Origin of the sequence: Hydrocoleum sp. CS-953 (genome assembly GCF_002260545.1) — a bacterium.
Lineage (GTDB): Bacteria > Cyanobacteriota > Cyanobacteriia > Cyanobacteriales > Microcoleaceae > Trichodesmium.
Genome location: NZ_LGSU01001330.1, coordinates 1 through 10,063, shown reverse-complemented (window position 1 = coordinate 10,063; position 10,063 = coordinate 1). Strand labels below are relative to the sequence as shown.

At 39.0% G+C, this 10,063-nt stretch carries 7 protein-coding genes; 6 read left to right on the top strand and 1 reads right to left on the bottom strand.

Annotated elements, in window-relative coordinates:
- Positions 1-1,365 (bottom strand): hypothetical protein (locus tag AFK68_RS24690; RefSeq protein ID WP_094675901.1); only part of this gene is annotated, 1,365 nt, incomplete at its 3' end.
- Here AFK68_RS24690 and AFK68_RS37310 point away from each other — a divergent pair.
- The 6 genes from AFK68_RS37310 to AFK68_RS24675 form a co-directional block, all read left to right on the top strand.
- Positions 1,355-1,501 (top strand): hypothetical protein, encoded by a 147-nt coding sequence (locus tag AFK68_RS37310; RefSeq protein ID WP_168186641.1) that lies wholly within the window; start codon positions 1,355-1,357, stop codon positions 1,499-1,501. The genes AFK68_RS24690 and AFK68_RS37310 overlap by 11 nt on opposite strands.
- Before the next feature lie 604 nt (positions 1,502-2,105).
- Positions 2,106-4,367: a photosystem I core protein PsaA gene (psaA, locus tag AFK68_RS24685; RefSeq protein WP_168186640.1), complete on the top strand. Its 2,262-nt coding sequence runs from the start codon at positions 2,106-2,108 to the stop codon at positions 4,365-4,367.
- 115 nt (positions 4,368-4,482) lie between these two features.
- Complete coding sequence (gene psaB, locus AFK68_RS24680) at positions 4,483-6,699, top strand: photosystem I core protein PsaB (protein WP_094675897.1); 2,217 nt, start codon at positions 4,483-4,485, stop codon at positions 6,697-6,699.
- Between the two features lie 498 nt (positions 6,700-7,197).
- Positions 7,198-7,368 carry a hypothetical protein gene (locus AFK68_RS37305; RefSeq protein ID WP_168186556.1) on the top strand — a complete coding sequence of 57 codons (171 nt, stop codon included), beginning with the start codon at positions 7,198-7,200 and terminating at the stop codon, positions 7,366-7,368.
- 24 nt (positions 7,369-7,392) lie between these two features.
- Positions 7,393-8,175, top strand: coding sequence for a type IIL restriction-modification enzyme MmeI (locus AFK68_RS42525; RefSeq protein WP_246844292.1), 783 nt, complete (start codon positions 7,393-7,395; stop codon positions 8,173-8,175).
- A 39-nt stretch (positions 8,176-8,214) separates the two neighbouring features.
- The coding region (locus tag AFK68_RS24675; RefSeq protein ID WP_246844442.1) for a DNA methyltransferase at positions 8,215-10,063 on the top strand (1,849 nt) is incomplete at its 3' end.

Here is a 10,063-nt window from a genome sequence, read left to right as displayed (position 1 = left end):
CGGTTCAGTTACAGGAACTGGTTCTACTTCTGGTTCTGTTTGAGGTTCAACAAAAGTTTCCTGTTCTTCTAATTCCTCAGTTATTGGTTCAGTTACAGGAACTGGTTCTACTTCTGGTTCTGTTTCAGGTTCAACAAAAGTTTCCTGTTCTTCCAATTCCTCAGTTATTGGTTCAGTTACAGGAACTGATTCTACTTCTGTTTCAGGTGCAACAAAAATTTCCTCTACCTCTAATTCCTCAGTTATTGGTTCTGGTTCAGTTTCAGTTTCAGTTTCAGGTTCGACAAAAGTTTCCTGTTCTTCTAATTCCTCAGTGATTTCAGGTTCAACAAAAGTTTCCTGTTCTTCTAATTCCTCAGTTATCGGTTCAGTCACAGGAACTAATTCTACTTCTGGTTCTGGAGTTACTTCGGGTTGCAGTTCCTCGTAGATGTATTCCAAGTCAATTATACTAAATGCTTCTTTTAGTGAAATTTCTCCTCGAATTATTTTACTGAGAGCATCTTCCCCACCTGGTTCGTAGTTAATCAGATGAACAGTATTGTTATAGACATTATTAATTGGATTACCCAATTCATCAATATATTCTAACTGTATCCAATTTTTTCCTCGATGGAATCCTTGTAAATATATTGATTGCCATTCATCGGTGATGAAACTGGTTCCATTAACAGTAACACGAATACGCCAATCATCTATTTCATCTTCAGGATCTGCTTGCGCTACCGAGTGCAATGGTGCATTGGTGAGATAGTAGTCAAGCATGATGGGTTCCTCTCCATAGCTACCTACCGGACTATTATAAGTTAATAATGGTAAATCTGGAGCAGGATTATTATTTGCGGTTTTGGTGAAGATATGAAATGTAGTTTGAGCATAAGCACCTTCGTTCTTAAAACTTTCATCCCATGGACTACAAGCAAAAACTCTTAGGGTATGAGTACCCGGTTCTAAATCTGATAAGACAAGAGGTTCATTCAGATCATAGATTTTTGTGTAATGTTTATCGTCTAAGGTTACTTCTATATAAGATCCTAAGTCTAGATCAGACTTACCTATATTTAAGTCTTGCACCTGGAGTTCCAGAGTAATATCATTGTCTTCAAATATTTGATCTGGTTGTGGGTTTTGTATTGTGATTTGGGGTTGATATATGTCTATTGCTTGACGTAATTTTTGAATTATTTCTGGGGGGGAAACTTCAGATATTTTAGTTTTAGATATGGTTTCAGATTTTTGAGGACGAATTTGAGAGAATTCAGAAAAGCGATCGCTACAACTGACTAAACCAGATATTAAAACTACTGTAATTAGGAATGTGATGATTTTTCTGAGATATGTTGCTTGCAAATTTATGCCAAACACTGACGATACTCCTATAAATTTAGAGTTAACATTGAAGTTTTTCTATGAATTAGCTAACGCCAAGACTCTTACTATGCCGTGTGTTACTGACAAGTTTAGTCTGACAAACCAAAGTTTATCAGTATTTATCTGTTGATAGTTATCTATATATATATGTATAACTTGAAGTTGACAAATTTAAAATTAGGCACTTCAACCAAAAATAAAGGGTTTCAGCTTATCTATTCTTGATTGACTGGGGAACTGTAAATAAGTCCCAACTGTAGATAATTAATCAACCATCTGGACAAAACTTTGTAGGAGCTTGGCAAAATGTGTAAATCTCCAGATTGACCACGATAAAATGTAAAGATTAGTTAACGTTGAGTTTTGTAAAATTTTCGGTTGTATGTCTTGACTTTTTCTCTTTACTGTGAAATGAGATCATACTTTATTAATCTTTTATCAAGAAATTTTAATAATTGTAAACATACAACTTAAATTTCTTAAGCAAGTTTATAATCACCTAAAGAAGTTCGCACTTACATCGAAATCGGTAAAATCCAATCTATGTATTTGTGACATTTTCGCCAAAATGCTATATAGTTTTGGCATGAACAAAGAGTGTGATGTTGCACTCCAGCAATAAAGCAGTTAAAACCTGCAAAGTTGCATAAAGATGTTGATAATTCTTTACAACTTTTATTAATGTCTACAACATAAATAATTTAGTTAATTGTCTTTGGGAGAGGAGAGTCTTCATGACCATAAGTCCTCCAGAGCGCGAGGCAAAAGTAAAAGTAACCGTAGACAAGGACCCAGTACCTACTTCATTTGAAAAGTGGGCCAAGCCTGGTCACTTTGAACGGTCTTTAGCAAAAGGACCAAAAACCACTACCTGGATTTGGAACCTTCACGCTGACGCTCACGACTTTGATAGTCATACTAGTGATTTAGAAGACGTATCGCGCAAAATCTTCAGCGCGCACTTTGGCCACCTGGCCGTAATCTTTATCTGGTTGAGTGGCGCATATTTTCATGGCGCTAAATTTTCCAACTATGAAGCTTGGTTAACAGACCCCACAGGAATTAAACCAAGTGCTCAAGTAGTCTGGCCTATCGTAGGCCAAGGAATTTTAAATGGTGATGTTGGTGGTGGTTTCCACGGAATCCAAATTACCTCTGGATTATTCCAACTATGGCGTGCTTCTGGTATAACCAATGAGTTCCAACTATACTGCACAGCGATCGGTGGTTTAGTAATGGCTGCCCTGATGTTGTTTGCTGGTTGGTTCCATTATCACAAGAGCGCTCCTAAGTTGGAATGGTTCCAGAATGTGGAATCAATGATGAACCACCACTTATCTGGGTTATTGGGTCTAGGCTGCTTGTCTTGGGCAGGTCACCAGATTCATGTATCTCTGCCTATTAATAAGTTATTAGATTCTGGGGTAGCACCAGCGGATATTCCTCTTCCCCATGAGTTTCTCTTTAATAAAAGCTTGATGGCAGAGTTGTACCCTAGTTTTGCTAAAGGTTTAACTCCATTCTTTACATTGAATTGGGGAGAGTACGCTGACTTCTTAACCTTTAAGGGTGGTTTAAATCCTGTAACAGGTGGCTTATGGTTATCTGATACAGCTCACCATCACTTAGCACTAGCGGTGTTATTCATCGTTGCTGGCCATATGTACCGGACAAACTGGGGCATTGGTCATAGCATGAAAGAAATCTTAGAGGCTCACAAAGATCCACTTCTAATCGGTGGTGAAGGTCATAAAGGTCTCTATGAAGCTCTGACAACTTCCTGGCACGCTCAGTTAGCAATTAACTTAGCGATGATGGGTTCCCTGAGCATCATTGTGGCGCATCATATGTATGCAATGCCACCATATCCCTATATTGCTACTGACTACCCAACTCAGTTATCTCTGTTCACACACCATATGTGGATTGGCGGATTCCTGATTGTGGGAGCTGGAGCACATGGTGCTATTTTCATGGTGCGGGATTATGATCCGGCGAAAAATGTTAACAACGTGTTGGATCGAGTCATTCGTCACCGGGATGCAATTATCTCCCACTTGAACTGGGTATGTATATTCTTGGGCTTCCATAGCTTCGGTTTATACGTCCACAACGATACAATGAGAGCTTTGGGTCGTCCCCAAGATATGTTCTCTGATACTGCTATTCAATTGCAGCCAGTCTTTGCTCAGTGGGTACAAAATATCCACATGATGGCTCCTGGCAATACTGCTCCTAATGCTTTATCATCTGTTAGCCCAATTTTTGGTGGCGATGTATTAGCAGTAGGTGGCAAAGTAGCAATGATGCCAATGACATTGGGTACGGCGGACTTTATGGTTCACCATATTCATGCCTTTACTATCCACGTTACAGCTCTGATTCTTCTCAAAGGTGTACTGTATGCTCGTAGCTCTCGTCTAATTCCAGATAAGAGTGAACTAGGCTTCCGGTTCCCTTGCGACGGTCCTGGTCGTGGTGGTACTTGTCAAGTTTCCGGTTGGGACCATGTGTTCTTAGGTCTGTTCTGGATGTATAATTCTCTGTCAATTGTGATTTTCCACTTTAGCTGGAAGATGCAGTCAGACGTTTGGGGAACAGTAGCCGCAGACGGTTCAGTATCTCACATTACCTACGGTAACTTTGCACAAAGTGCAATAACCATTAATGGTTGGTTGCGTGATTTCCTTTGGGCGCAAGCTTCAAATGTAATTACATCCTACGGTTCAGCTCTGTCTGCCTATGGTTTGTTGTTCTTAGGAGCACACTTTATCTGGGCATTTAGCTTAATGTTCTTGTTCAGTGGTCGTGGCTACTGGCAAGAGTTGATTGAGTCTATTGTTTGGGCTCATAATAAGTTAAAGGTTGCTCCAGCAATTCAGCCTCGTGCTTTAAGCATCATCCAAGGTCGGGCAGTGGGGGTAGCTCACTATCTCCTAGGTGGAATTGCTACAACCTGGGCATTCTTCCTGTGTAGAATAATTTCAGTAGGATAAGAATCCAATAACGTTTTAACATTCTTACTTGGGGGTTGATTCATCCTCAATCCCCTATTTCAATCTAAATTCTCACTAAATTCTCAAAGACACGCGAGACTTAGATCAAAGATTTATGGCCACAAAATTCCCAAAATTCAGCCAAGACCTGGCACAAGATCCAACCACCAGGCGGATATGGTACGGGATTGCTACAGCTCATGACTTTGAGACTCACGATGGCATGACAGAAGAAAATCTTTACCAAAAGATTTTTGCTTCTCACTTCGGTCATCTGGCAATCATTTTCTTATGGACTTCTGGTAATCTCTTCCACGTTGCCTGGCAAGGAAACTTTGAACAGTGGATTAAAGATCCTCTAAATGTACGTCCTATCGCCCACGCGATTTGGGACCCTCAATTCGGTCAACCTGCAGTTGATGCTTTCACTCAAGCAGGTGCCTCTAACCCAGTAAATATCGCATATTCTGGTATTTACCACTGGTGGTATACCATCGGCATGAGAACAAATGGAGACTTATACCAGGGTTCTATCTTCCTCCTGGTTTTGGCATCCATCATGCTGTTCGCTGGTTGGTTACACCTCCAGCCCAAGTTCCGTCCTAGTCTCGCTTGGTTCAAAAATGCTGAGTCCCGCTTAAATCACCATTTAGCAGGTCTGTTCGGTGTTAGTTCCTTGGCTTGGACTGGTCACTTGGTTCACGTTGCTATTCCTGAATCTCGCGGACAGCACGTTGGTTGGGATAACTTCCTAACAACTATGCCTCACCCAGCAGGTTTAGGCCCGTTCTTTACAGGAAATTGGGGCGTTTATGCTCAAAATCCTGACACTGTTAACCATGTGTTTGGTACTTCTGAAGGTGCGGGAACTGCAATTTTGACTTTCTTGGGTGGTTTCCATCCTCAAACTGAGTCCCTGTGGTTGACTGATATGGCTCATCACCACTTGGCGATCGCTGTTATCTTCATCGTTGCTGGTCATATGTACCGGACTAACTTTGGTATCGGTCACAGCATTAAAGAAATGCTTGATTCCAAAGCTGGTTTAATCGGTGGTAAGAGTCAAGGTCAGTTTAACTTGCCTCACCAAGGGTTGTATGAAACTCTAAACAACTCTCTACACTTCCAGTTAGCTTTAGCTCTAGCTTCCTTGGGTGTAATTACTTCCTTGGTTGCACAGCATATGTATGCTTTGCCTCCTTATGCTTTCATGGCAAGGGATTACACTACAATGGCTGCACTTTACACCCACCACCAGTATATTGCTGGTTTCATTATGGTAGGTGCTTTTGCTCACGGTGCAATTTTCCTAGTACGGGATTATGATGCAGAGCAAAATAAAGGTAACGTATTGGATCGTGTATTAAACCATAAGGAAGCTATCATCTCTCACTTGAGCTGGGTTTCTTTATTCTTAGGTTTCCACACTCTAGGTCTTTATGTCCACAATGATGTAGTGGTTGCTTTTGGTACTCCTGAAAAGCAAATCTTGATTGAGCCAGTATTTGCTCAGTTCGTTCAAGCTGCTTCCGGGAAGGCTTTATACGGCATGGATGTGCTGTTGTCTAACGCTGATAGTATTGCTTCCACTCCTAGTGCTGTATGGTTACCAGGTTGGTTAGATGCTATCAATAGTGGTACTAACTCTCTGTTCTTAACTATTGGACCTGGAGATTTCTTGGTTCACCACGCGATCGCTTTAGGTCTGCATACAACTACTTTGATTTTGGTTAAAGGTGCGTTGGATGCTCGTGGTTCTAAGTTAATGCCAGACAAGAAAGACTTCGGTTACGCATTCCCTTGCGATGGCCCTGGTCGTGGTGGTACTTGCGATATCTCTGCTTGGGACTCTTTCTACCTAGCTATGTTCTGGATGTTAAACACCATTGGTTGGCTAACATTCTACTGGCATTGGAAGAACCTATCTGCATGGCAAGGTAACTTAGCTCAGTTTAATCAATCTTCTACTCATTTAATGGGTTGGTTCCGTGATTATCTGTGGTTGAACTCTTCCCAGTTAATTAATGGTTATAACCCTTATGGAACTAACAACTTGTCTGTTTGGGCTTGGATGTTCTTATTCGGACACCTAGTTTGGGCGACTGGTTTCATGTTCCTCATCTCTTGGCGTGGTTATTGGCAAGAGTTGATTGAAACAATTGTTTGGGCGCATGAGCGTACTCCTCTAGCTAACTTGGTTCGTTGGAAGGATAAGCCTGTTGCTCTTTCTATTGTTCAAGCTCGTGTTGTTGGTTTAGCTCACTTTACGGTGGGTTATGTGCTGACTTATGCCGCGTTCTTGATAGCCTCGACTGCTGGTAAGTTTGGTTAATTTTTAGAGATTAGCTGAACTCTGGTTTAGTAGGTTAGATTAAATTAAACCTCCTACCTTTGGTGGGGGGTTTTTTTCAGTTATCAGTTATCAGTTATCAGTTTTTAGTTGTTAGTTGTTAGTGGGCAGTTGTTAGCCGTCTGTTATTTCATTTTTGATGTCGCGCTGCGTTTTATGTCGCAATGGCAAAGGATTTATTGTTACTTTTAAGTAGGTGTTTTTTTGTTATGAATATTAGGAGTGGGAGAATAGGGCAAACAGGGATTTTCCCACAGATGTAAAGATGAAAAGATGAGGTGTTATAGCATTTTGAAAAAAGAATGTTACGAATAATAAAGGCGTTCATTAATTGATAATTGATAATTGATAATTACCTCTCCCTTTTAGGGAGAGGATTGACGAATAAGGAACAGATTTATTTTTTCCCCTTGAAAGGGGAGGCTTCAAGCCGTGAATTATTTAATTGTTTAATTATTAATTATTTCGGTAAAGTGATTTGTGAAAAAAGCTGTAGGGGTTTGGTTTCCAAATCCTATTTTGGCGTTTGGTTTGGAGACCAGAGTTTGGAGACCAGGGTTTGGAGACCAGGGTTTGGAGACCAGGGTTTGGAGACCAGGGTTTGGAGAAAACCCCTACGATAAAATATTACAACCTACTTACGAGCTTTAAAAAAGGAAAAAAGGAATAATTATCATGTCAGCTTCTACTGAAAAACTCCAAAATTTTGTCATTTTCTGTCAACAACACATCACTGGAGATGAAAAAGGAGAAGCACAAATATTTTTAGATCGCTTTTTTCAAGCATTCGGACATGAGGGAGCAATAGAAGCAGGAGCAACTTATGAAAAAAGAATTAAAAAAGGTAGTAAAAAAGGTAATACAGGCTTTGCAGATTTAGTGTGGAAACCACGGGTTTTAATAGAAATGAAAAAACGTGGGGAAGACTTAAACAAATATTATTCCCAAGCATTTGATTATTGGATACGTTTAATTCCTGACCGCCCGAAATATGTGATACTTTGCAATTTTAACGAATTTTGGATTTTTGACTTCAACACTCAATTAGATACTCCAGTAGACTGCATTCCGTTGACACAAATACCTGAACGTTCTGGTGCTTTTACCTTCATGGAAATAGCTAATAGGCAACCAGTATTTAGAAATAACCAAGTCGAAGTCACAGAAACAGCAGCGAAACGAATGGGGCAGCTTTTTCAAGAATTACAAGAAAGAGGTAAAAAACAAAAATTATTTAATCAGTTTGATGCTCAAAGATTTGTATTGCAATGTGTTTTAGCAATGTTTGCTGCTGACAGAGGAATGTTACCGGAAAATCTGTTTATTTCTTGTGTTCAAGACTGTTTAAAAGATGGTAATTCTTATGACATTATTGGTGGATTATTTCGAGAAATGAATCAGCCTGGAATTACACCGACTGGGCGTTATGAAGGAGTAGATTATTTTAATGGTGGTTGATTTTCTGTCTTTCCTCCGATAGAGTTAACTAAATCGGAATTGAGGATTTTGGAGGCTTGTGGTAGGCAAAATTGGAGTCAAATTCGCCCGGCAATTTTTGGCAATATATTTGAGGCAGCAACTGATAAGGAAAAGCGTCATAGTTATGGAATTCATTTCACTTCTGAAGTTGACATAATGAAAATTGTGAGACCGACTATTAGTAAATTTTGGGAGGAAAAAATTGAGGCAGCAACTACTATTAAAGAGTTGAATAAATTGCAGCTTGAATTACAAGGTTATCGAGTTTTAGACCCTGCTTGTGGTTCGGGAAATTTTCTTTATATTGCTTATCAGGAGTTGAAAAGAATTGAACAGTTGTTATTAGAAAAAGTTGCTAGTCGTCGCCGTTCAAAAGAGGAACAAATAGAAATGAGTTTTGTTACTCCAGTACAATTTTATGGAATGGATAATAATCAATTTGCTGTGGAATTGGCAAGGGTTACTTTAATGATTGCTCGGAAGGTTGCTATTGATAAGTTTAAGTTAACTGAACCTGCTTTGCCTTTGGATACTTCGGATAAAAATATTGTTTGTCAAGATGCTTTATTTAGTAGATGGCCGGAGGCTAATGCTATTATTGGCAACCCTCCTTTTTTGGGGGGAAAACATATTAGATTAGCTGTTGGAGATGAGTATGTTGATAGAGTTTTTGAACAGTTTTATGATGTGAAAGATTCTGTAGATTTTTGCTGTTATTGGTATCGACTAGCTCACGAATATTTAGGAGAAAATGGTAGAGCTGGGTTGGTAGGAACAAATTCTGTTAGTCAGGGAAAAAGTAGAGTTGCTTCTCTAGATTTTATTACTCAAAATGGTGGTTATATCCATGAGGCGATTTCGACTCAACCTTGGTCTGGGGAAGCAAATGTTCATGTTAGTATTATTAATTGGAGTAAGCAAAAACCTGAAGGTTATTATTTGGATAATCAAAAAGTTAGTCTGATTAATTCATCCTTGACTTCGACGATAGATGTTTCTGGAGCAGTTAAGTTAAAGGCTAATAAAAATCAATGTTTTCAAGGGGTAATTCCTAATGGTAAAGGATTTATTGTTACTGAGAAGGAGGTAAATATTTGGATTGAAGCTGATGCTAAAAATCAAGATGTTTTGAAACTATTTTCAATGGGGAGAAATCTAGCACAAAATCCTCATGGAAAACCTGAACGTTGGATTATTGATTTTAATGATATGAGTATTGAAGAAGCTAGTTATTATCAAAAACCTTTTGAAAGAGTCAGAGAAACTATTCCAAAAGAACGCCAAAATAATCGCAATTCTAAGTTAAAAGTAAATTGGTGGAAGTACGAAGGAAAAAGACTGGAAATGAGAAAAGCGATCGCTCCTTTATCATGTTATTTTGCCGTACCAGAAGTATCAAAATGGGCAATTTTCATTCCTTGCTTTCCTAGTTGGCTTCCAGGAAACACAACGAAAGTTGTTGCTTCTGAAGATTTTTACATTCTTGGCATTCTTTTATCTCAAGTTCATCGTATCTGGATTCAGGCTAAAAGTTCAACTCTTAAAGGGGATATTCGCTACACTCATAATACCTGTTTTGAAACTTTTCCATTTCCTCAAAACCCTAGTCAAAAATTAGTACAGGAAATTCGGGAAACTACCAAACAACTACATCAATATCGTACAAAACAAATGGAAGAAAAACAGTGGGGAATAACTCAACTTTATAATCAATTTTTTACCGAACCTAGCAGTCAACTTTTTAAACTTCATGCTCAACTAGATAAGTTAGTAATACAAGCTTATAAATTTAATAATAATGACAATATTTTGGAAAAAATTTTAGAATTAAATTTAGAATTAGCAGCAATAGAAAAACAAGGTAAAC

What these genes read in the sequence shown, in the direction of transcription:
- AFK68_RS37310 (WP_168186641.1), top strand. Translation starts at nt 1,355, where the DNA reads ATGCCAAACACTGACGATACTCCTATAAATTTAGAGTTAACATTGAAG.
- psaA (WP_168186640.1), top strand. Translation starts at nt 2,106, where the DNA reads ATGACCATAAGTCCTCCAGAGCGCGAGGCAAAAGTAAAAGTAACCGTA.
- psaB (WP_094675897.1), top strand. Translation starts at nt 4,483, where the DNA reads ATGGCCACAAAATTCCCAAAATTCAGCCAAGACCTGGCACAAGATCCA.
- AFK68_RS42525 (WP_246844292.1), top strand. Translation starts at nt 7,393, where the DNA reads ATGTCAGCTTCTACTGAAAAACTCCAAAATTTTGTCATTTTCTGTCAA.